Annotated in this window: 20 protein-coding genes and 1 tRNA gene; 17 read left to right on the top strand and 4 right to left on the bottom strand. The window is 63.4% G+C overall.

What is annotated here, in order from left to right:
- Positions 1–62 precede the first annotated feature (62 nt).
- From M622_RS23515 to M622_RS23495, 5 genes are all read left to right on the top strand, one after another.
- Complete coding sequence (locus M622_RS23515) at positions 63–290, top strand: hypothetical protein (protein WP_021248015.1); 228 nt, start codon at positions 63–65, stop codon at positions 288–290.
- 33 nt (positions 291–323) lie between these two features.
- Positions 324–986 (top strand): phosphoribosylglycinamide formyltransferase, encoded by a 663-nt coding sequence (gene purN, locus M622_RS23510; RefSeq protein WP_021248014.1) that lies wholly within the window; start codon positions 324–326, stop codon positions 984–986.
- On the top strand, positions 983–1,729 hold the full coding sequence (locus tag M622_RS23505; protein WP_021248013.1) for a DUF3108 domain-containing protein: 747 nt from the start codon (positions 983–985) through the stop codon (positions 1,727–1,729). The genes purN and M622_RS23505 overlap by 4 nt, the downstream gene beginning before the upstream one ends.
- 166 nt (positions 1,730–1,895) lie before the next feature.
- Complete coding sequence (locus M622_RS23500) at positions 1,896–3,128, top strand: RsmB/NOP family class I SAM-dependent RNA methyltransferase (protein WP_052028666.1); 1,233 nt, start codon at positions 1,896–1,898, stop codon at positions 3,126–3,128.
- Entirely contained in the window at positions 3,121–3,729 is a 609-nt protein-coding gene (locus M622_RS23495) for a phospholipase D family nuclease (RefSeq protein WP_084520660.1), read from the top strand. The genes M622_RS23500 and M622_RS23495 overlap by 8 nt, the downstream gene beginning before the upstream one ends.
- Positions 3,730–3,772: 43 nt before the next feature.
- Here M622_RS23495 and queD read toward each other — a convergent pair whose 3' ends face one another.
- Together queD and M622_RS23485 are read right to left on the bottom strand one after the other, a co-directional pair.
- Positions 3,773–4,216 (bottom strand): 6-carboxytetrahydropterin synthase QueD, encoded by a 444-nt coding sequence (gene queD, locus M622_RS23490; protein WP_021248010.1) that lies wholly within the window; start codon positions 4,214–4,216, stop codon positions 3,773–3,775.
- A 200-nt stretch (positions 4,217–4,416) separates the two neighbouring features.
- On the bottom strand, positions 4,417–4,710 hold the full coding sequence (locus M622_RS23485; RefSeq protein WP_021248009.1) for a helix-turn-helix domain-containing protein: 294 nt from the start codon (positions 4,708–4,710) through the stop codon (positions 4,417–4,419).
- A gap of 259 nt (positions 4,711–4,969) precedes the next feature.
- On the opposite strand from M622_RS23485, the gene M622_RS23480 reads away from it, so the two are divergent.
- Positions 4,970–6,199, top strand: a complete 1,230-nt coding sequence (locus tag M622_RS23480; RefSeq protein ID WP_021248008.1) for an aspartate kinase — start codon at positions 4,970–4,972, stop codon at positions 6,197–6,199.
- Positions 6,200–6,261: 62 nt separating this feature from the next.
- Positions 6,262–6,354, top strand: a tRNA-Ser gene (locus M622_RS23475).
- A gap of 105 nt (positions 6,355–6,459) precedes the next feature.
- Here the strand turns inward: M622_RS23475 and M622_RS23470 are convergent.
- Positions 6,460–7,221, bottom strand: coding sequence for a flagellar brake protein (locus tag M622_RS23470; protein ID WP_021248007.1), 762 nt, complete (start codon positions 7,219–7,221; stop codon positions 6,460–6,462).
- A 210-nt stretch (positions 7,222–7,431) separates the two neighbouring features.
- Here M622_RS23470 and M622_RS23465 point away from each other — a divergent pair, with 210 nt between their 5' ends.
- The 4 genes from M622_RS23465 to M622_RS23450 all read left to right on the top strand — a co-directional run bounded on the left by M622_RS23465 (position 7,432) and on the right by M622_RS23450 (position 9,963).
- The gene (locus M622_RS23465) at positions 7,432–8,277 is read left to right on the top strand and encodes a putative RNA methyltransferase (protein WP_031346224.1); all 846 of its coding nucleotides are present in this window, start codon (positions 7,432–7,434) and stop codon (positions 8,275–8,277) included.
- Positions 8,278–8,405: 128 nt separating this feature from the next.
- Positions 8,406–9,092: a DUF3334 family protein gene (locus tag M622_RS23460; RefSeq protein ID WP_021248005.1), complete on the top strand. Its 687-nt coding sequence runs from the start codon at positions 8,406–8,408 to the stop codon at positions 9,090–9,092.
- 75 nt (positions 9,093–9,167) lie between these two features.
- Positions 9,168–9,605 carry a type II 3-dehydroquinate dehydratase gene (aroQ, locus tag M622_RS23455; RefSeq protein ID WP_031346222.1) on the top strand — a complete coding sequence of 146 codons (438 nt, stop codon included), beginning with the start codon at positions 9,168–9,170 and terminating at the stop codon, positions 9,603–9,605.
- Positions 9,606–9,750: 145 nt separating this feature from the next.
- A complete protein-coding gene (locus M622_RS23450) occupies positions 9,751–9,963 on the top strand; it encodes a DUF3079 domain-containing protein (protein ID WP_021248003.1) in 213 nt (70 codons plus the stop codon).
- 54 nt (positions 9,964–10,017) lie between these two features.
- Here M622_RS23450 and M622_RS23445 read toward each other — a convergent pair whose 3' ends face one another.
- The gene (locus M622_RS23445) at positions 10,018–10,728 is read right to left on the bottom strand and encodes a fumarylacetoacetate hydrolase family protein (protein WP_021248002.1); all 711 of its coding nucleotides are present in this window, start codon (positions 10,726–10,728) and stop codon (positions 10,018–10,020) included.
- Positions 10,729–10,846: 118 nt separating this feature from the next.
- Between M622_RS23445 and M622_RS23440 the strand changes: the two genes are divergently transcribed.
- From M622_RS23440 to M622_RS23415, 6 genes are all read left to right on the top strand, one after another.
- On the top strand, positions 10,847–12,079 hold the full coding sequence (locus tag M622_RS23440; protein WP_021248001.1) for an MFS transporter: 1,233 nt from the start codon (positions 10,847–10,849) through the stop codon (positions 12,077–12,079).
- Between the two features lie 166 nt (positions 12,080–12,245).
- The gene (locus tag M622_RS23435) at positions 12,246–12,668 is read left to right on the top strand and encodes a MarR family winged helix-turn-helix transcriptional regulator (protein ID WP_021248000.1); all 423 of its coding nucleotides are present in this window, start codon (positions 12,246–12,248) and stop codon (positions 12,666–12,668) included.
- Positions 12,669–12,707: 39 nt separating this feature from the next.
- Entirely contained in the window at positions 12,708–13,793 is a 1,086-nt protein-coding gene (locus M622_RS23430) for an HlyD family secretion protein (protein ID WP_021247999.1), read from the top strand.
- A gap of 10 nt (positions 13,794–13,803) precedes the next feature.
- Entirely contained in the window at positions 13,804–15,372 is a 1,569-nt protein-coding gene (locus M622_RS23425) for a DHA2 family efflux MFS transporter permease subunit (RefSeq protein WP_021247998.1), read from the top strand.
- Positions 15,373–15,569: 197 nt separating this feature from the next.
- Positions 15,570–17,753 carry a malate synthase G gene (locus M622_RS23420; RefSeq protein ID WP_021247997.1) on the top strand — a complete coding sequence of 728 codons (2,184 nt, stop codon included), beginning with the start codon at positions 15,570–15,572 and terminating at the stop codon, positions 17,751–17,753.
- Positions 17,754–17,839: 86 nt separating this feature from the next.
- Positions 17,840–18,346, top strand: a complete 507-nt coding sequence (locus M622_RS23415; RefSeq protein WP_021247996.1) for a YkgJ family cysteine cluster protein — start codon at positions 17,840–17,842, stop codon at positions 18,344–18,346.
- Positions 18,347–18,614: the final 268 nt, after the last annotated feature.

Here is an 18,614-nt window from a genome sequence, read left to right as displayed (position 1 = left end):
GGGCGGAGGCGGCCGCGGGCCTTCCGGTATCATGGCCGTCGGTGCTTTGGCGGGGAGCCTGGATGTTCAGGGATGAAGGTGGCGCACGCGTCGCCTTCAGCGATCGTGATGTTTTTCACCTGCTCGATGATCTCGCGTCACCGCAGCTCTACAATGCGGCCCGCAACGTCAGGATCGCGCTGTGGAAGTTATCCTATGCGCTCTCCGACGTGAGCGAGGAAGAGACCGAATGCACGCTGACGCGCGTGGTCCAGAATCTGGCCACGGCGGCGTTTCTCCCCGTCTCCTGAACACCCTGCGGCTTTTCAACTCATTTCCTGCCCATGAAGTCCATTGTCATTCTCGTTTCCGGCCGCGGCAGCAACATGCAGGCCATCGTTGATGCCGCCATTCCCGGGGTGCACATTGCCGCGATCATCAGCAATCGGCCCGATGCCGGCGCGCTCGGCTTTGCTGCCGAGCGCGGCATCGCAAGCGCGGTCGTGGATCACAAGGCTTACTCCGATCGCACCGCCTTCGATGCCGCACTGGTCGAGTGCATCGATCGCTTTGAGCCCGATCTGGTCGTGCTGGCAGGTTTCATGCGCGTGCTGACCGATGATTTCGTGCGTCGCTACGACGGCCGGCTGATCAACATCCACCCTTCGCTGCTGCCTTCCTTTCCGGGCCTGCACACCCACCGCCGCGCACTTGAGGCGGGCGTGCGCGTGCACGGGGCGACCGTGCATTTCGTCACCCCGACGCTGGACTGCGGGCCGATCATCGTGCAGGCGGTGGTGCCGGTTATCGAAGGGGACGACGAGGCGGTGCTGGGGGCGCGGGTGCTGGCGCAGGAGCATCGCATCTATGCGCAGGCGGTGCGCTGGTTTGTCGACGGGCGCTTGCGCCTGGATGAGGCGGGCCGGGTGAGGGTGGCGGACGCCGTTTTCGATGCGCAAGCGGGCTGCATCGTGCCCGCACTTGATGCAGGAGGAGGGCGGGAATGAGCTTGCGTGCGGCCATGTGCAGATGGCTGGTGCCGATCCTGTGCCTGCTGCTGCCTGGCCAGGCGATGGCGGCGGGGGTCAGCTCCGGCAGCATGCGTTTCGATGTGCATTATGGTGCGCAAGGTTTCAAGGTCGGCGAGGCCCGTCACGACTGGAAGGTCGGCCCCAAGGACTATGCGATGACGCTCAATCTGGAGGCCAAGGGTCTGGCCAGTCTGTTTGGCCTGCAGTACGAGCAGCGCAGCTCGGGCACGGTGGGGCCGGCTGGCCTGCAGCCGGACGTCTTCAGCGTTGATCAGCGTCGACGCAAGCGCGATAGCGCGCACTTTGACTGGGTCGCGGGACGGGTCAGTATCCGGCGTGAGGACAAGGAGCGCCGCAACGAGGCGATTGCAAGCGGCGATCAGGACGTGCTGAGCCTGTGGCATCAGGTCAGGCGCTTTGCGCGCTCGGCGCAGCCGGTCGAACTGAACGTCATCACCGGCAAGAGCATCAAGCGCGCAAGTCTCAAGGCGCTTGGGCGCGAGATGTTGAAGCTGCCCATCGGTGAGGTCGAGACCCTGCGCATGCAGGCGCAAGCCGCAGGCGGGGAGCTCGACATCGATATCTGGCTTTCGCTGCAGCACGACTTGCTGCCTGTCCGTATCCGGATTACCGATGATGAGGGGGGCGTGCTGGACCAGCGTGCCTCCATGATCGACCTGGGCTCACATGCCGAGCCGGGTCACACAGAGAAGAATTGAAATGCAAAAGACCAAGAGCAGCAGGACGACCAAGCGCATGCGCAGCAGCACCAGCGACAGCAGCCCGCCGGCCAGGAACAGGCCGACGAACAAAAGTGGCCCGGCGAGCAGTAGCACGCCGGCAGTCCCCGAAGGCGCGATCACACGTGCGCTGTTCATCCAGACCATGCAGATCCTGGGCGCCGTGCTGTCCTTCGAGTTTCCCGCCGATGCGGTGCTGTCGCGCCATTTTCGTGAGAACCGTGAGCTTGGCCATCGTGACCGCGGCTTCATCGCCGAAACCGTCTATGCCGTGCTGCGCCGCCTGCGCTGGCTGCGCCGTCTGGCCGGTGAGGACGCGACGCCGCGCAAGCTGTTGCTGGCGTGGTTTGCTCGCGGTGAGGGCTGGCCGATGCGCAATTTCGAGGGCCTGGCCTCGGCCACCGAGCGCGACTGGGTGGCCAGCGTGAAGGCGGCGACCCTGGACGAGGGCAGCCTGGCCGAGCGCGCTGACTTGCCCGACTGGCTCGCCGAGCGCCTTCTCGGCACTTTTGACGAGGCCGGCGTGCTGGCGCTGGCGCAGGGGCTCAATCGCGCCGCTCCCCTCGATCTGCGTGCCAACGTGCTCAAGCTCGATCGCGACGCCCTGCTCGCGCGCCTGCGTGAGGAAGGCATCGCGGCCGAGCCCGGTGCGCTGTCGCCGCAGGCTGTGCGCCTGGTGGGCAAGCCCGCGCTGCAGAAGCACCCCTTGTTCCTGGACGGCAGTTTCGAGGTGCAGGACGAAGGCAGTCAGTTGCTGGGCCTGTTGGTGCAGCCCAGGCGTGGCGAGCTGGTGATCGACTTCTGTGCTGGTGCGGGGGGCAAGACCTTGCAGCTGGGTGCGATGATGCGTTCTTCCGGGCGCTTGTACGCCTTTGACGTATCGGAGAAGCGCCTCGCCAAGCTCAAGCCGCGCATGGCGCGCTCGGGCTTGTCGAACGTGCATCCGGTGTTGATCGCGCACGAGAATGACGCCAAGGTGAAGCGCATGGTGGGCAAGGCAGACCGTGTGCTGGTCGATGCGCCGTGCACCGGGCTGGGTACGTTGCGCCGCAATCCCGACCTGAAGTGGCGTCAATCGCCCGCAGCGGTCGACGAGATGGTCGCCAAGCAAACCGCCATTCTGGCCGCGGCGGCGCGCCTGGTACGCCCGGGTGGGCGCCTGGTGTATGCCACCTGCAGCCTGCTGGCAGAGGAAAACGACGCGGTGGTCGATGCCTTCCTCGCTGCGCATCCGCAGTTCCGTTCGCTGTCGGCACAGGAGGTGCTGCACAAGCAAGGGGTGATGCTGGAAACCGGTGAGCGTCTGCGCCTGCTGCCGCACCTGCATGACACCGATGGCTTTTTCGCCGCCGTGCTGGAGCGTGTGGCGGATGCCTGAGCGCCGCGCTCCTCGGCCGAGGTCGATGGGGCTGGGCTGGGCGAGCTGGTTTTTTGCAGGCTTGGCGCTGGTTGTGCTGGGCGTCGAGCCGGCGGGCGCGACGCAGCGCTTTGCCGCCAAGGGCGAGCTTGAGCTCGCGTTCACACCGCGCGACGACGCCGAGTCCTTGCTCGTCAGCGTCATCGCCCAGGCCCGCCGCAGCCTGCACGTGCAGGCCTACGCCTTCACCAGCCGGCGGATCGCCGACGCCATGGTGGCGGCGCAGCGGCGCGGGGTGGACGTGCAGGTGCTGGCCGACGCGCACATGAACCGCAAGCCCAAGGGCAACGTCCTGCCGCGGCTGCTGGCGGCGGGCGTGCCGGTCGCGCTCGAGTCCAGATACCAGGCAGCGCACAACAAGGTGCTGATCGTCGATGCCGCAGGACCGGATTGCGTGGTGCTGACCGGCTCGTACAACTTCACCTGGTCAGCACAGAATCGGAATGCCGAAAACGTTCTGGTGCTGCGCGGTCACTGCGAACTGGCACAAGCCTATCGCGAGAACTGGCTGCGTCACCGCCGTGAGGCGGTGGCCATCACTTCACTGCCAGTCAAGCGCTGAGCGCGCCGCGCGGGGCCGTCCGCGCTCGGGGTTGAGCGCTTCCTCAGGCGCGTGTGGCGTCGGCCCAGCAGTTGGGCGTTTCGTAGAGTCGCACGCGTTCGAGGCGCAGGTGATTGGCGTAAACGTCGTGGTAGGCCGAATCCAGAATGCGGAAGGCTTCGGCCGCCAGGTTCTCGGCGGTCGGTACCACGTCCAGCACCACGGTCTTGTGTCCGGGGATGGCCTCAAGCAGGCTCATCACCGTGGTGTCGCCGCGATACACCAGGAAGGCGTGGTCCCAGCGTTCGACCACGAATTCGTTGGCGATGCGCTTGACGTCGGCAAAGTCCATCACCATGCCATTGACCGGCAGGCCGTCGGCCTTGATGATCTCGCCCGACAGGGTCACCTCGATCGCGTAGCGGTGGCCGTGCAGGTGGCGGCACTGGCTGGCGTGGTCAGGGATCCGGTGTCCAGCATCGAGTTCGAGACGACGGGTGATGCGCATGGCGGACCTCATTTGACTGATCTCTTTCAAGTGGGCGCGGATTATAGCATTGCTGCTGTTCGCCACTGCCCGCACGCCAAGCGCAAGCTATTGAAGCAAATATGGTTTCCTGTTCGCCAGCGCTCGGCGGGGGTGCAGCCCGAATCGAAAAAAAAGGCTGACGGTTCGCGTCAGCCCTTGAGCAGCTGCCATCGCCGCGCTCAGCGCTCTTTCTTCTTCGCGCGTGCTTCCTTCTTCAGGGTCTTATAGAGTTCGGGGTTGGTCGCCTTCAGGTAGTCGGCCACGTCCACGTCGTCTTTCTTGACCTTGTTGATGTCAACCTGCTCCACGTGTACCAGACGCAACAGGGCCTGCACCGGGCGCGGAATGTTGCGACCGCTTTCGTAGCGTGAGCCGCCGCTCTGTGTCACGCCGATCTTGGACCAGAACTGCGACTGGTTCAGGCCCAGCTTGCGGCGGATTTCGCGAACATCGATATCTTCGCTTGATTTCATTTCAGCTTCCTTGGCAAAGGGTGTCTGTCATAAGGAGAATACGACGAGACTGATACGATCTGGGGATGGTTTCTATGACTAAAGTAGTAGCACGAAAAATTATAGATCACTATTCCGTGTCCATACAATTGCAAATTTCACACTTTTTGCGTTGGAAATGTAAAAGGCGTGTTTGATGGCTCGCGTTTGCGATGTCCTGCAAAGTCTCTCGCCTTTAGCTAGAATCCTCTCCTTTATCCACAGGCACTTGGATACGACGATGGCACTGATAGTTCAGAAATACGGCGGCACTTCGGTGGCCAGCCCCGACCGCATCAAGAGCGTCGCACGCAGGGTGGCAAGATTCCGTGCGCAAGGGCACCAGGTTGTTGTCGTGTTGTCGGCGATGAGCGGCGAAACCAACCGCCTCATCGCGCTCACCAAGGAAGTGGCGTCAAACCCCACGCCACGCGAACTCGACGTGGTGGTGTCCACCGGCGAGCAGGTCACGATCGGCCTGTTGTGCATGGCGCTCGAAGACATCGGCGTTGCGGCCAAGAGCTACACCGGTGGCCAGGTCAGGATCCTGACCGACTCATTGCATACCAAGGCGCGCATCCTGAACATCGATGAAGCGCCGGTGCGCAAGGATCTCGATGAAGGCAAGGTCGTCGTCGTTGCCGGTTTTCAAGGCGTGGACGAGCACGGCAACATCACCACCCTGGGCCGCGGCGGTTCGGACACCACCGCGGTGGCCCTTGCCGCCGCGCTCAGCGGTGACGAATGCCAGATCTACACCGACGTCGATGGTGTGTACACCACCGACCCGCGCATCGTCCCCGAAGCCCGCAAGCTCGATACCATCACCTTCGAAGAGATGCTGGAAATGGCCAGCCTCGGCTCCAAGGTGTTGCAGATCCGCTCGGTCGAATTTGCCGGCAAGTACAAGGTCAAGCTGCGTGTCCTGTCCAGTTTCGAAGACCGCGAAGGAGAGGGCACGCTCATCACCGTTGAGGAAGACAAAAACATGGAACAACCCGTCATCTCCGGCATCGCCTTCTCCCGCGACGAAGCCAAAATCACCGTCATCGGCGTGCCCGACAAGCCGGGCATTGCCTATCAGATCCTGGGCCCGGTCGCCGATGCGAACATCGACGTCGACATGATCATCCAGAACGTCGGCCATGATGACGCCACCGACTTCTCGTTCACCGTCATGCGTGCCGATCTGGCCAAGGCGGTGAAGGTGCTTGAAGGCGTTCAGAGCCACATCGGCGCGCGTTCGATCGAAACCGATGGCGCAATGTGCAAGGTGTCGATCGTCGGAGTCGGCATGCGCTCGCATCCGGGCGTGGCTTCGCAGATGTTCCGCACGCTGGCCGAAGAAGGGATCAACATCCGGATGATCTCGACTTCTGAAATCAAGATCTCCGTAGTCATCGACGACAAGTATCTGGAACTCGCCGTGCGCGCCCTGCACAAGGCGTTCGGCCTGGATACGCCGGCTTGATAAAGAGTGTGAATACCGTTTGACCGGGTGGCGCGAACTGGATATTATCGCGCCTTCCTGATGGAGACGTGGCCGAGAGGTCGAAGGCACTCCCCTGCTAAGGGAGCAGACGGGCAAAACCTGTCTCAAGGGTTCGAATCCCTTCGTCTCCGCCAAGGCATCCAAGCCCCTGTTCAGGGGCTTTTTTGCGTCTGCACCATGTTCGTTCCTCAGTGTGTTCGTGAGGTGTTCACCGGTCGTGGTGGTTTGTGTCTACGCGCTCAGGTCGAGCTGTTCGGGCAATCCACGATCTGCTGATAGACGTAGGCCTTGATCAGCATCGCATCGTGGGCGTCCACCCCTTTGAACTCAAGGCTATAGCGGTGGTTCTGTGCTTCGACGCCTTCAGCCGTGCTGCTACGGGAGCTGACCACCTTGCCCTCGACTTCGACCTCGACCCGATTCGCGTGCAGGACAAGTGTGATCGCCAGGCGCATGGGGTGTTTGGTGTCGAGCTCACGCGTGCTCGATATCAGCGCGCCGAGGGCGCTGATATCTTCGATATTGACCGCCGTGGGCTCGTTCAGATCGGGGCCGTTCGCGATCAGTTGTGCGGCCAGGTCGGTGCGCACGCGCTGTGAGCGCCGCACCGGACGGCCGAAAACCACACTGGGGAAAGACAGGTGAACGTAGTCGAAAGGGATGCGACCCACGCGCACCACGAAGGCGCGAAAGGCATAGGCGCTCATGCCGGAAAAGCCGCGCACCAGCACGCTGTCGTTCTCGATCAACTCCAGCTTGCGTCCGCCCAGGGTGGGCGCGGTGACGATGATCGAGCGGTCCTTCAGGTAGCCCACCAGCTTTACGAACGCCTTCCTGGCACCGATCGGCGTGCCACAGTCAATTTGCAGTGAGTCGCCGATGGACAGGCGCATGTCCGACAGGCTGCTGCGCTCGGGGCCATCGTCTGCCGCTGCCGATGCATTCGTGGTGAGGTCGGCAGCCGGGGCACTAGTGTCGGAGGCGGTCGGAGCAGAAGTCATGGCACACCAAGCGAGGACGAAGCCTGATTGTATGATGTTGCGACGCACTATTTGAACGGTTACGCTGCCCCAGATGGGGCGTGTGACACGTTGTGATGCACTGAAGCGCTGCGATGCCGGATGCCGTATATGTCGACCACAGTCCCCTGAAGTCTCCCATACGCCGGCAAAATGGCGATCCTTTGCTGTTTGGTCTCACGCGGCGCGCTCATGACTCTTCCTTTTCAGGCTCTCGCCTGCCCGCTCGACGGCTTGCCGCTGCAGCCCGCCGGGGCGATGTGGCGCTGTGCGTCCGGTCACAGCTTCGATGTGGCTCGTGAAGGCTATATCCATCTTCTGCCCGTGCAGAACAAGCGCTCGCGGGATCCGGGTGACAGCAAGGAGATGGTCGCGGCGCGCAGGCGTTTTCTCAATGCGGGCCATTACCAGCCGATTACACAAGCGGTGAGTCGCAGCGTGCTGGCGGCGCACACAGGGCGTGGTGTCATGAACGTGCTTGATGCGGGCTGCGGCGAGGGCTACTACCTGCGCCAGCTCGCCTCTGCCCACACCTCGACCCGGCCGCTGGCGCTGATCGGGCTGGATATCTCCAAATGGGCGGTGCAGGCGGCGGCGAAGCAGCAGCGCGATGCGACCTGGCTTGTCGGCAGCAATGCAAACCTGCCGGTGGTGGATGCGACGCTCGATTGCGTGCTGTGCATGTTCGGCTTTCCGGTGTATGCGGAATTCGCCCGCGTACTCAAACCGGGCGGCATGCTGGTGCAAGTCGATGCCGGGCCCGAGCATCTGCGCGAGCTGCGCGAGATCATCTATCCGACGCTGAAGGCCGGACGCGCGGACGAATGGCGGACCCCACCCGGCTTCCAGGCGCCAGCTTGCGAGACGCTGCGTTTTGAGCTGGAACTGGGTAGCGCCGAGCAGATTGGCGACCTGTTGCTGATGACGCCGCATCTGTTTCGCGCCACGGCGCAGGGCAGGGCGCGGGCAGCGGCGCTGAGGACGCTTGCCTTGACGGTGGAGGTGCGGCTGGCGTGTCTGATGCGGGATTCGAGCTGAGCCTGCCTGCGCCAGGGTGCGGCGTGTGCGTGCGCCGGCACACGCTGGTTTGCTGGTCCGGTTATGGCGCGCTTCGCGTCTGTGATTAGAATGAGCTTCAATACACTACAGCGCAACCAGTCAACATCATGAGCATGCAAGACAAGCCCGTCGTATTCGGCACCGAAGACCTGTTGCTGAGCTTGTGCAATTCGGTGTCCGCAGTCCTGACCAAGGCCACGCGCGGCGAGATCCGTTTCTCGGGCATGGTGCAGAAGATCACCAAGACCTGCCTGAAGCCCGACATCGGCTGTTTCGTGCTCTTCGACGGCGGCTTCTCGGGCTTGGTCGTGATCAATTTCTCGGCGCAGGCGGCAATGGAGCTGTACGAGAAGTACATGGTCGAGATGGGCATGGCGCGTGCCGAGCTGGCGACGTCCTACACCTCGGACGAGGTGAGCAATGTCATGGGCGAGCTGATGAACCAGATCGTTGGCGACTTCACCGGCAAGATCGCGCGCGAACTACAGACCCACATCACGCAGAACCAGCCCAAGATGCTGGTGATCAACAAGCAGGTCGTGCTCAGCGTGGACACCAGGCTCGACCAGCCCCAGGCCCGACGCGTCACCTTCTTCACCACGCAAAACAATATCTTCTATCTGGAGCTCGCGGTGGACGGTACGGAGTTCATCCGGCTGGTGGACTTCGAGCCCCATGAGGTGCCGGACCCTGACGAACTGATTGCACAGAGCGCTATCACGTCCGCCTGTGCCGACGCCGGCACGGATCCTGATGCCGAGGCCGACGCCTTGCTCAAGGCGCTGGGCATGTAAGCGTCCCCCTGGCGGCAATCTGCCCGCTCATCGTCCGTGTTGACGCATGCGCGTCCTTCGATGGAACATCAGCGCATGCACAAAGTCCTCCTCATCAACGGCCCCAACCTCAACCTGCTTGGCAGCCGCGAACCGCATGTCTATGGTTCCACCACACTCGCCGAGCTTGAAAATGGTCTGCGCGTGCAGGCGCAGGGCCTCGATCTTGCACTGGAGTGCTTCCAGAGCAATCACGAGGGCGCCATCGTCGATCGCATTCACCAGGCGCGCAGCGACGGCGTCGGCTTCGTGATCATCAATCCGGGCGCTTATACCCACACCAGCATCGCCATTCGTGATGCCTTCGCTGGCGTCGATATTCCTTTTGTCGAAGTGCACATTTCCAACGTGCACAGACGCGAGGCTTTTCGCCACCACTCCTACCTGTCGGGAATCGCCGTTGCGGTGATGGCGGGCTTCGGCACCCTGGGTTACAGCCTGGCGCTGCAGTTCGTGGCCAGCGAACTGTGCTGATTCTTCAGCAGCGCGTCGGTGGCGGCGCCGCGACCGACGCTCGATGAGCACCTAACAAATTCGGGGTTGATGATCATCAAAGCGCTATCTCAATACTTGACTATAATTGTCGGGTATAGCTTTAGCCTCTGGCTTCAGGACAGACATGGCAAAGAAATTTCCCCTCCACCCCAAGCATCCGGAGCGCATCTGCTGGGGCTGCGACAAATATTGCTCGATCGACGCCCTCGGCTGCGGCAACGGCTCAGGTCGCACCATGCATCCGGCCGAGATGCTGGGCGAGGACTGGTACATGCACGGTGACTGGGGCATCGAGCCGGACGAGAAGGAAAAGAACGTGCGAGCTAAGGAGGACTGAGCGCTCCTCCCCGGGCCTTGCTTGTGCCCGCCGGTTTTCGAACCTGGTCCCAGCTCATTCCGGCGCGCCGATATCCAGCACGACATCGCCCACGCCGTCGATATGGCCGGTGATGCGGTCGCCCGGCTGGACCGCACCCACGCCTTCGGGTGTACCGGTGTAAATCAGGTCACCCGCTTGCAGGTGATAGTAGGCAGACAGATCGGCGATGATTTCGCTGATGTTCCAGATCATCAGCGACAGGTCCGAGCGTTGCTTCGTCTCACCATTCACAGCCAGCTCGATGCCGCCCTTGTCGAGCACACCGAGCGCGGTGGCGGGTACGATTTCACCGCACACCGCGCCTTGCTCGAAGTTCTTGCCCAGATCCCAGGGCCGACCCTGCTCACGCGCGATCTGTTGCAGGTCGCGGCGCGTCATGTCGAGGCCGGCGGCATAGCCGTAGACCAGACGCCCGGCGTGCGCTGGTGCAACCCTGAAACCCTCCGCGCCAATGGCCACCACCAGCTCCATCTCGAAGTGGTAGTTGCGCGTTCCCGGTGGGTAGGGGACGGTGGCGCCGGATTCGACCAGGCTGCCAGGGTCCTTGAGAAAATAAAATGGGCGCATCGTCGCCTTGTCGATCGGATTACCCATCTCGAGCGCGTGGGCGTGATAGTTGCGCCCGACACAGAAGATGCGTCGCACCGGCAGGCGTGCATTGCTGCCGTAGACCGGGAGGGAAGCAATGGGGGCGGTGGGCCACAGGTAATGAATGGAGTTCATCAATGCCTCGTCAAGTGACAATCGGTCAATCATCGGGCGAAGAATGCAGCCCGCGCGCTGAATGCGTCCAGTGCTGCCTTTGCAGGATGAAGCAGATGCCGGGTTTGGGAGCCTTGCGATGAGGACCACTGCAGGTGCGCCGCGTACGCGCACCCAATGGCTGGCGGTAGCGGCTGCCGTGCTGTGTGGCATCGCCGTGGCCAGCAATGTCGGCAAGGTGTCGATCATGATCGCTCCCCTGCGCGACGCCTTCGGCCTGAGTCTGCTTGAAGCCGGCTGGTTGTCCTCGGCGATCAACCTGCTCGCGATGTCCTCGGCAGTGATCTTCGGCTTTTCGGCTGGTCGCATCGGTGGCCTCAAACTTTGCCTGGCTGGCATCGGACTCGGCCTGGTGGGCGGTGTGGGCAGTCTGCTGGCGACGGCTTTCCCCCTGCTTCTGGCTGCACGTGTCATCGAGGGCGCGGGCTACATGGCGGTCGCGGTGTCGGCGCCCATCCTGCTGTCGGCCGCAAGCCTGCCGCTGGACCGGCGCTTTGTGCTGAGTGTGTGGGCTGCCTACATGCCGGCGGGCATCGGCCTGGTAATGATCGTGGCACCCTGGCTGGTGGTGCTTGGTGGCTGGCATGCGATCTGGTGGTTCTCGATCGCACTTCTGTCGACGGGCGGCTTGGCGGTATACCTGCAACGTCATCACTATCACTTCGCCGAGGCTGAGGTCGACGGCAAGGATGATGGGGGGCTGGCCGGGGCGTGGGAGGTCATGCGTCAACCGCTGGCGTGGACCCTCGGGCTGCTGTTTGCAACCTGGGCGCTACAGCATTTCACCCTGATCGTGTGGCTACCCAGCTTTCTGCGCGAGCAGCGCGGGCTGGATCTGGAATGGGTGGCCTTGTTGTCCTGCATCATGGTGCTGGCCAACGTGCCGGGCAACATCATCGGCGGTAGCCTGCTGCGCCGTAATGTGGAGCGCGGCAAGTTGCTGATGCTGGGAAGCGGGCTGAGCGGCTTGTGCATGTACGCCGCGTTCTCTCCCCTGTTGCCCGATGTCGTGCGTTATCTGGCGTGCGTCGGGGTCTCCTTCGTTGGCGGGCTGATTCCCTCGTCCATCATGTCGGCTTCGACTGTCATCGCTCGCACGCCCCGTCAGATCGGCACTTTTCAGGGACTGAGCATGCAGATTGCAAATCTGGGCCAGTTTCTCGGCCCGCCTCTGATTGCCGCACTGGTGGCCAGCCGCGGCGACTGGGAGTCGGCTGCCGTGTTGCCAGTCGGGGCGGCGGTGCTCGGCGTGCTGCTGGGCGCGGCCGCGTGGAAGATGGAGCGAGGGTACGGCGTGCGTGCGGGGCGATGAAACAGTCGGAAGCCGAAACAGGCTTTCATCTACCGTAGCGCGCGCTGATCGCAATCCAGGAACTGCCTGATTGGGCAGTTGCAGCGTGAGAGCCTGGCGCTTGAACAAACCCGTAAGGTAGAAATATAATAAGCTCTGACTACTAAATGCATGCGAGGCCAGCGAAGTGCGTCCGGACAGTCTCGGTTTCCTGCTGGGAGATGTTTCGCGCCTGCTGCGGCGTGCTTTTCAGCACAGCATGGAGGGCAGTCCTCTCACCTTGGCGCAGGCGCGTGCACTCGTTCACATCGCGCGTCATGAAGGCGTGCGCCAGGTCGACCTGGCAGAAACGCTCGAAGTCCAGCCGATCACGCTGGCGCGCCTGATCGATCAGCTGGCGGTCTCCGGTGTGGTCGAACGCCGTCCGGACGCCAACGACCGGCGCGCGTATCGGGTTTTTCTGACCCCCGCGGCCGCACCTCATCTGGCGGCGATCGACGAGGCGGGCGCGGCGATCCGGGCCATTGCCTTGCAGGACGTGGACCCGCAACAAGCGGAGATCCTGCACCTTGCGCTGTCCAAGATGCGCGACAACCTGGGCTCGCGCTGAAGCGCGGCGACCACAAGCCACCCCCGGAGTCACCCTCAAATGAGCACTGTTGAAAGCCACGGCGATCCCGTTCCCGCTTCGGCCGCAGCCCCCGCGTCGTCCGCGCGCGGTCTGAAGCGGCTGATCCTGCTGCTCGTGGTGCCGCTGATCGTCGCGCTGATCGTCGGCGGCATCTATCTGCGCGGTGGGCGCATGGTCGAAACCGACAATGCCTACGTCAAGGCCGATCTGGTGCCGGTCAGCGCCGAAGTGGCGGGGACGATCACCGAAGTGCTGATCCGCGAGAACCAGGCCGTCAGCGCCGGGCAGGCGCTGTTTCGCATCGACCCGGCGCCGTTCGAGGTCGCAGTGTCCAAGGCCGCAGCGAAGCTGGCGCAGGTCCGCATCGACCTCGCGGCGATGAAGGCGGAGTTTCACGAGAAGCAGGCCGAGATCGTCCTGGCGCGAACCCGTTACGCCTTTGCGCGCAAGGATCAGCAGCGTCAGGCCGATCTGGTGGCGCGCAGCTTCATCTCCTCGTCGCGCTTCGATGACGCGAAGCAGGCCAGCGATCTGGCCGAACAGCAAATCAGCACCCTGCAACAGGATCTGAAACGTATCGCCGAAACCCTGGGCGGCAGCGTCGACGCGCCGGTCGACAGCCACCCTGCGGTGCTGGGCGCGCAGGCCGAACTTGATCAGGCCAGGCTGGATCTGGCGCGTGTCGAGGTGCGTGCCTCCCTGGCCGGGGTGGTGAGCAGGCCACCCAAGCTGGGGCAGTTCGCTGCCGTGGGCGCGACCACGATGGCCCTGGTGGCGAGTGAGGGCGCCTGGATCGAGGCCAATTTTCCGGAAACCGATCTCACCCATGTCCATCCCGGACAAGCCGTCAGCATTCATATCGACACCTATCCCGACGTGAAATGGAAGGGCACGGTGGACAGCTTGAGCCCGGCGACCGGCGCCGAGTTCTCGGTGATTCCGGCGCAGAATGCGACCGGCAACTGGGTCAAGATCGCGCAGCGCGTCCCGGTGCGGATCAAGCTCGAGCTCACGCCCGACCAGCCCATCTTGCGCGCCGGTCTGAGTGCGGTGGTCGAGATCGACACCGGTCATCGCCGCCGCCTGTTCGGCTACATGCTCTGAGCCCCCTGCCGTGAGTGCGAGCGCAGGCCTGGCAGCGATTCCAGCCTCCACTATCGAGCCGGACAGCGCCAGGCGCACCTGGATCACGCTTTCGGTGATGCTGGCGACCGTTATCCAGGCGCTGGACATGACCATCGCCAACGTCGCCTTGCCGCACATGCAGGGCACGATGGGCGCGACCCAGGATCAGATCTCCTGGGTGCTGACGTCTTATATCGTCGCCTCCGCCATCTTCATGCCGCTGACCGGCTTTGTCACCGCACGCTGGGGTCGCAAGCGTGTTTTCATGTGGTCGATAGTCGGCTTCACGCTCGCATCGATGCTCTGCGGCGCGGCGCAAAGCCTGCCCGAGATCGTGGGATTTCGTCTCCTGCAAGGGATTTTTGGTGCCAGCCTCGTGCCCCTGTCGCAAGCGGTGCTGCTCGACACCTACCCACCCGAAGGCCATGGCAAGGCGATGGCGATGTGGGGTGTGGGTGTGATGGTGGGCCCCATCCTCGGCCCCACGCTGGGCGGTTGGCTCACCGAGTACTACAGCTGGCGCTGGGTGTTCTACATCAACCTGCCCCTGGGCCTGCTGGCCTGGATCGGAATCGCCGCCTTCGTACGCGAGACGCCGCGTGACCACAAGCGGCGCTTCGACCTGCTCGGTTTTGCCTTGCTCAGCCTGAGCATCGGTGCGCTGCAGATGCTGCTCGATCGTGGCCAGTTGCTCGACTGGTTCGCCAGCCTGGAGATCATCATCGAGGCGCTGCTCGCGGGTTTTGCCCTGTATCTGTTTGTCGTCCATATCTTCACCCACGACCAGCCCTTCATCGAGCCCGGGCTGTTCAAGGATCGCAACTTCAGTGTCGGCCTGGTGATGATCTTCGTCGTCGGGCTGATCTTGCTCACCACCATGGCCTTGCTGCCGCCTTTCCTGCAAAGCCTGCTCGGTTACCCGGTGATCGATGTCGGCTTTCTGCTCGCGCCGCGCGGGATGGGCACGATGGTGGCGATGATGCTCGTTGGTCGGCTCATGGGACGGGTGGATGTGCGCCACATGATCTTGTTCGGCCTTCTGCTCACCAGCTTCTCACTGTGGGAGATGACCCGCTTCAACGCCAATATCGACGCCTGGGACATTGTCTGGACCGGGGTGGGCCAGGGTTTTGGCCTCGGTCTGATCTTCGTGCCGCTCGCCGCCACCACCTTCTCATCGCTGGAGGTGCGCTACCGCAACGAAGGCACGGCGCTGTTCAGCCTGATGCGCAATATTGGCAGCAGCATAGGCATCTCGATCGCAATGACCTACTTTGCCCAGCGTCTGCAGGCCAATCACGCCACATTTGCCGACTATATCAACCCCTTCAGCCTGCCCCTCAGACAGGCGATCGAGGCCGGCGCCTACAGCCTCAGTTCGCCGCAGGGGCTGGCGGCAATCAATGCTGAAGTGACGCGCCAGGCGGCGATGCTGGCTTATCTGCAGGACTTCCGCCTGATGATGTGGGTCACGCTGGCGGCGGTGCCGCTGGTGTTCTTGCTGCGGCCGCCGACCGGGCGCACGGGCGCGAATGAGGTGCTCACGGTGGTGGATTGACCCGTGGGCGAGACCCACTCAGCGCGGCCCACGCGCATCAACCCCCATTATTTCAGTCAATATATCTTTTGTCTTATAGAAGACTTTGCCCTGTAGTCTTGACCCAAGGGCAAAACGGTCGCATCCTCGCGGTCGCCCGCGCTGCATAATATTTGCACGCGCCGGTTTCCCCTGAATGATTCGAGAGAGTGCGTACCATGACCGAGAGAACGAACTGCCACCGCCTGCAGGTGGCCGCGAATTTGAAGCGTTTCATCGAAGAAGAGGCCCTGCCGGGCACGGGCGTGGATGTCGCCGCGTTCTGGAAGGGCTTCGATGCGCTGGTACACGATCTCGCCCCCAAGAATCGCGCCCTGCTCGCCGAGCGCGACCGTCTGCAGACCGAACTGGATCAGTGGCATCGTGCCCATCCCGGCCCGGTCGCCGACATGGCCGCCTACCGCGCCTTCCTCGAGTCCATCGGTTACCTGCTGCCGCAGCCGGCCGGGGTGAAGGTGGACACCGCCAACGTGGACAGTGAGCTGTCGAGCCAGGCCGGCCCGCAGTTGGTCGTGCCGGTGATGAACGCGCGTTACGCACTCAATGCCGCCAACGCACGCTGGGGTTCGCTGTACGACGCGCTCTACGGCACCGACGCCATCCCGGAGTCCGACGGGGCCGAGATCACCAAGGGCTACAACCCGGTGCGTGGCGCCAAGGTCGTTGCCTTTGCGCGCAATGTGCTTGACCAGGCCGCGCCGCTGGCCGGTGCTTCGCATGCGGATTCGAGCGCCTATGCGGTGGTCGATGGCAAGCTGGTGGTGACGCTCAAGAGCGGCAGCAAGGTCGGCCTGCAGCAGCCCGAGAAATTCGTCGGCTACCAGGGCGATGCCGCCGCGCCGAGCGCGCTGCTGCTGAAGAACAACGGCCTGCATATCGACGTCCGGATCGACCGCAATGGCGCCATTGGCAAGACCGACGCCGCCGGCATCAACGATCTGGTGCTGGAAGCGGCCGTGTCCACCATCATGGACTGCGAGGATTCGATTGCGGCGGTCGACGCCGACGACAAGGTCGAGGTCTATCGCAACTGGCTGGGCCTGATGCAGGGCACGCTCACCGAGAATCTGCAAAAGGGTGGCCAGACCATCACCCGCAGCCTCAACGCCGACCGCGAATACACCGCCGTCGACGGCGGCACGCTGCGCCTGCACGGACGCTCGCTGCTCTTCATCCGCAACGTTGGCCACCTGATGACCAACCCCGCCATCATCGATGGCGAGGGCAATGAGATCCCCGAAGGCATTCTCGACGGCGTCGTCACCACCCTGGCGTCGATGCACGACCTCAAGCGCCGCGGCAATTCACGCACCGGCAGCATGTACATCGTCAAGCCGAAGATGCACGGCCCGGCCGAAGTCGCCTTTGCCGACGAGTTGTTCGCGCGCGTCGAAGACCTGCTTGGCCTGCCGCGCCACACCATGAAGGTGGGCATCATGGACGAGGAGCGTCGCACCTCGATCAACCTGATGGCCTGCATCGCCGCGGCCAGGAGTCGCGTCGCCTTCATCAACACCGGCTTCCTCGACCGCACCGGCGACGAGATGCACACCGCGATGGAAGCGGGCCCGATGATCCGCAAGGGCGACATGAAGAGCAGCGCCTGGATTCAGGCCTACGAGCGCAACAACGTGCTCGTCGGCCTCAGCGCCGGCCTGCGCGGCAAGGCCCAGATCGGCAAGGGCATGTGGGCCATGCCCGACCTGATGGCGGCGATGCTGGAGCAGAAGATCGCCCACCCCAAGGCCGGCGCCAACACCGCCTGGGTGCCGTCGCCCACCGGCGCCACGCTGCACGCGCTGCACTATCACCAGGTCGATGTCGCCGCCGTGCAGCAGGAGATGGAAAAGATCGATCTCGCCGCCGAGCGCGACGCGCTGCTCACCGGCTTGCTCACCGTGCCGGTCGCCGCGAGCGCCGACTGGAGCGCCGAAGAGCGCCAGCAGGAACTGGACAACAACTGCCAGGGCATCCTTGGCTACGTGGTGCGCTGGGTGGAGCAGGGCGTGGGCTGCTCGAAGGTGCCCGACATCAACGACATTGGCTTGATGGAAGACCGCGCCACCCTGCGCATCTCCAGCCAGCACATTGCCAACTGGCTGCGCCACGGCGTGGTCACGGCCGAGCAGGTCGATGCCACGCTGCGCCGCATGGCGGCAGTGGTCGATGGCCAGAACGCGGGCGACGCCGCCTATCGTCCGATGGCGCCTAACGTCGATGATTCGGTTGCCTACACGGCAGCACGGGCGCTGATCTTCGAAGGCCGCGCCCAGCCCAGTGGCTACACCGAGCCGCTGCTGCACCACTATCGTCAGGTGTTCAAGGCCAAATTTGGCGCCTGATCCGCTCGCTGTCGCGGAAACAACAACGCCGGCTTCGTGCCGGCGTTGTTGTTTCCAGCACCCAAGCCTGTCTCTCGACCTTGATCATGCATAACGCCACTGTCCTGTTTCAACTCCACACTGATATCGACGCCCGCGTGAGCGCGATTCGGGCACACCGCCCCGATTGGCCGTGCAGCAAGGGCTGCGACCATTGCTGCCGCCAACTGGCCGCTGTGCCGCAGCTGACTGCGACGGAATGGGATGTGCTCAAGCAGGGCCTGCAACTGCTCGATGCCCGCCGGCTGCAGGAAATCCGCCGCGCGGTGGCGGCACTGTCTGATGCGGCGCCGGGGGCGGTCGTGTGTCCGATGCTGGAGCGCGAGAGCGGGGCCTGTCCGGTGTATGCGCATCGCCCCGTCGCCTGCCGCAGCTACGGCTTCTACGTTCAGCGCGACAAGGGACTGTATTGCGCAGAAATCGAGGCGAGCGTGGCGCAGGGCGAACTGGCCGACGTGGTGTGGGGCAATCACGATGCGATTGATCGCGGTCTGATGGCGACGGGTGAGTCGCGAAGTCTGATTGAGTGGTTTGGGGAGTGGCCGGGAGAGTGACGATCTGGATGCTTCTCGATGCGGGATTTGAGCGAATTGCCTGGTGCGCCCCAGGAGGCGCAGGCCGCATGGCACACTCGGCGTGTAGAATTCCCATCATCGCAGCCTGAGCGGCGCTTTATCTCAAAACGGTTTATTCATCGTGGCACGCATCCAGACACTGAATAAAGGATGTAAAAATGGGGCGTTGGTGCAATAAAATGTCATCCATCCCGGCGGCGCCGGACTTCCTGACGGTTTGAGGTCGAGCATGGCAGCGCGAGCGAAG

The organism is Thauera terpenica 58Eu, assembly GCF_000443165.1.
Classification (GTDB): Bacteria; Pseudomonadota; Gammaproteobacteria; order Burkholderiales; family Rhodocyclaceae; genus Thauera; species Thauera terpenica.
Note: the sequence above shows the minus strand (reverse complement) of the source record. Positions and strands in the feature narration are given on the sequence as shown.

Bases quoted from the DNA above. Each gene is read 5' to 3' on its own strand.
- M622_RS23515 (WP_021248015.1), top strand. From the start codon at position 63: ATGTTCAGGGATGAAGGTGGCGCACGCGTCGCCTTCAGCGATCGTGAT.
- purN (WP_021248014.1), top strand. From the start codon at position 324: ATGAAGTCCATTGTCATTCTCGTTTCCGGCCGCGGCAGCAACATGCAG.
- M622_RS23505 (WP_021248013.1), top strand. From the start codon at position 983: ATGAGCTTGCGTGCGGCCATGTGCAGATGGCTGGTGCCGATCCTGTGC.
- M622_RS23500 (WP_052028666.1), top strand. From the start codon at position 1,896: ATGCAGATCCTGGGCGCCGTGCTGTCCTTCGAGTTTCCCGCCGATGCG.
- M622_RS23495 (WP_084520660.1), top strand. From the start codon at position 3,121: ATGCCTGAGCGCCGCGCTCCTCGGCCGAGGTCGATGGGGCTGGGCTGG.
- queD (WP_021248010.1), bottom strand. From the start codon at position 4,216: ATGCGCATCACCCGTCGTCTCGAACTCGATGCTGGACACCGGATCCCT.
- M622_RS23485 (WP_021248009.1), bottom strand. From the start codon at position 4,710: ATGAAATCAAGCGAAGATATCGATGTTCGCGAAATCCGCCGCAAGCTG.
- M622_RS23480 (WP_021248008.1), top strand. From the start codon at position 4,970: ATGGCACTGATAGTTCAGAAATACGGCGGCACTTCGGTGGCCAGCCCC.
- M622_RS23470 (WP_021248007.1), bottom strand. From the start codon at position 7,221: ATGACTTCTGCTCCGACCGCCTCCGACACTAGTGCCCCGGCTGCCGAC.
- M622_RS23465 (WP_031346224.1), top strand. From the start codon at position 7,432: ATGACTCTTCCTTTTCAGGCTCTCGCCTGCCCGCTCGACGGCTTGCCG.
- M622_RS23460 (WP_021248005.1), top strand. From the start codon at position 8,406: ATGAGCATGCAAGACAAGCCCGTCGTATTCGGCACCGAAGACCTGTTG.
- aroQ (WP_031346222.1), top strand. From the start codon at position 9,168: ATGCACAAAGTCCTCCTCATCAACGGCCCCAACCTCAACCTGCTTGGC.
- M622_RS23450 (WP_021248003.1), top strand. From the start codon at position 9,751: ATGGCAAAGAAATTTCCCCTCCACCCCAAGCATCCGGAGCGCATCTGC.
- M622_RS23445 (WP_021248002.1), bottom strand. From the start codon at position 10,728: ATGAACTCCATTCATTACCTGTGGCCCACCGCCCCCATTGCTTCCCTC.
- M622_RS23440 (WP_021248001.1), top strand. From the start codon at position 10,847: ATGAGGACCACTGCAGGTGCGCCGCGTACGCGCACCCAATGGCTGGCG.
- M622_RS23430 (WP_021247999.1), top strand. From the start codon at position 12,708: ATGAGCACTGTTGAAAGCCACGGCGATCCCGTTCCCGCTTCGGCCGCA.
- M622_RS23420 (WP_021247997.1), top strand. From the start codon at position 15,570: ATGACCGAGAGAACGAACTGCCACCGCCTGCAGGTGGCCGCGAATTTG.
- M622_RS23415 (WP_021247996.1), top strand. From the start codon at position 17,840: ATGCATAACGCCACTGTCCTGTTTCAACTCCACACTGATATCGACGCC.